2 protein-coding genes are annotated in these 2,276 nt (G+C 30.1%); both read left to right on the top strand.

What is annotated here, in order from left to right:
* The first annotated feature begins 106 nt into the window (after positions 1 to 106).
* Entirely contained in the window at positions 107 to 583 is a 477-nt protein-coding gene (locus HSX10_RS18575) for a hypothetical protein (protein WP_173589752.1), read from the top strand.
* Between the two features lie 164 nt (positions 584 to 747).
* The gene (locus tag HSX10_RS18570) at positions 748 to 1,371 is read left to right on the top strand and encodes an outer membrane beta-barrel protein (RefSeq protein WP_173589751.1); all 624 of its coding nucleotides are present in this window, start codon (positions 748 to 750) and stop codon (positions 1,369 to 1,371) included.
* Positions 1,372 to 2,276: the final 905 nt, after the last annotated feature.

The raw sequence follows: 2,276 nt of genomic DNA, 5'->3' as shown, positions 1-2,276 counted from the left end.
AACGGCTGAAAAAAATCTTTTGAACGTCTAAATATTAACTAAAAAGAGTCAACCTATATCAGTATAATACAAAAACACGTTTCTAAAGAAAATATTAGTTCTGACAATGATGTTAATTTCTTTCAACTCATTTGCTTGTGACTGTGAATGTGATGGAGATTGTTCTTTTAACCAAATTTCAAGCGGAATGGAATTTGTAGCACTTGTAAAAGTGATTGAATATTCCGATTATCTTGACCAAGAAATAATTGGTTATGACAAAAAAATGCCTTTTTCAATGACAGTCGAAATTATCAAAAAGTATAAAGGAACTGAATCACGAAAAAGAATTAAAATTTGGGGAGATGATGGAGCACAATGCCGACCTTATATTGCGGAATTTGAAGTTGGAGAATGTTATTTAATTGCACCAACTCTGATTAAAGAAAACTCTGAACTCGGAAAAAAGGACGATTACGATTTCTTCTCTTGTTGGACTGATTATCTGACTGTCGATTATGACAACGGAATTGCTTACGGAGAATACTCAAAACGGAAAAATAAAATATCGCTGAAAGAATTTGAAAGCGGAATAAAAAAATAACTATTGCCAACACCGTGTATAATTAATTGCTATGTTCTTCCCTACTTGCGAATATTCCTGCGGAATATTCACGGGTTCGTAAAAGTTTGCTAACTTAGTTGCTGAACCACGCAACTAACCATACACAAACACGTTGTGCAACATTAACCAAAAAACGAAAATCAATGAAAAAAGCAAATTACATTTTACTACTTACTATCATTTTTACCTTTAATTTGACACAAGCTCAAGATGAAAAAGAATCACAGTTTGACCTTATTGGTTACGGAGGAATTGGATACGGAATTGTGGAAAACGATAACGAACCGAATTATAACCTGAATAGCAACAGCGGAGAAATTCTTTTGAATTATAACATAAATAAAAAGTTCGGAATCGCAACTGGAATTGGAATGAATGAATTGTCAGGTAATGGATTTAATTCTGTTGGCAACTTCTACCACGAAAGAACATTAGTAAAAGTTCCGTTATTATTTACTATGGGTTCTAAATTATCGGAAAATTTTAGAGTATTTGCGAATTTAGGTTTCTACGGACAAACTATTGTTAAAGATGAATATCATTTTCTAAACAACACTCAAAAAGACATTTATGATGGTTGGAATTTTGGAGCACAAATCGGAATTGGTTTTCTATTTGATATGTTCGAAAATTTTAGCGCAGGAATTAATTATAATGGACAATCAGATTTTAGCAAATTTGAGTCAAATAATAATGTTGGAATAAATGACAAGCAGAAAATGAAAAACCTAAACTCAATCGGAATTATATTAATGATTGAATTATAAAAACGTTGCACAACACCGTATAAAAATAATTGCGGTTTAGTGCCTAATCGAAGGATGTTGCGTGTTTGTAACGTCTGATTTTCCTTCGGAAAATCCTCGCATACAAACCCGCAACTATTCTTATACATAAACGTTGTGCGTTATTTGTGACTCGATATACTGAATAAAAACAAAAAATAAGCCAGCTGTAAATTATGAGGATAGAATATAATAAGATATCTGTTTTAAGTAATTTGGTGGATGAGAAATTATATCGTGAATTAATTAAAATTGAAAATCTTATTCTCGATTCAAATTTTGTTTATTTTTAAATCGTAAAATTCACCCAAGCTGACGAATTTTATAAAACGTATAATGGATAATATAAATTAATAAGTTTACTGAATTTAAAATAATATTATAAAATCATTAACAAGATGAAAAGAAAATTAACGATATCAATTGTAGCTAGTTTATTAATGTTTTTAGCTTTATATTTTTTGGCGAAATTTGAAATCTATACTTCCTTGTTTGTTTCAATTGGTGCAAGTGTATTAACATTCTTCATATTCCCTTCTGAAAATAAAAATCAATAGTACGTGTTCTGGACTCTTAAAAAGAATACGAAAATGAAATAATTATTAGATTGGTAAAGAACAAATTTTTACTAGATAAATTATCGACTTAATGAAATAAAAACAACGCACAACACCGTGTATAATTAATTGCTTTTTAAGTGCTTACTTGCGAAAATTCCTGCGGAATTTTCACGGGTTCGTAAAAGTTTACTAATTTAGTTACTTAACCACGCAACTAACCATACACAAACACGTTGGCAACCATTTGAGGAATGAATTTTCCTGAAATAGGTTGACTAAAAATTAAACCATTAATTAGAGTCACTTATGAAAACAAAAAATGAACAC

The sequence above is a fragment of the Winogradskyella undariae genome (assembly GCF_013285155.1).
In the GTDB taxonomy this organism is placed as follows: Bacteria; Bacteroidota; Bacteroidia; order Flavobacteriales; family Flavobacteriaceae; genus Winogradskyella; species Winogradskyella undariae.
Note: the sequence above shows the minus strand (reverse complement) of the source record. Positions and strands in the feature narration are given on the sequence as shown.

Coding starts and splice junctions, on each gene's coding strand:
- HSX10_RS18570 (WP_173589751.1), top strand. CDS start 748: ATGAAAAAAGCAAATTACATTTTACTACTTACTATCATTTTTACCTTT.
- HSX10_RS18575 (WP_173589752.1), top strand. CDS start 107: ATGATGTTAATTTCTTTCAACTCATTTGCTTGTGACTGTGAATGTGAT.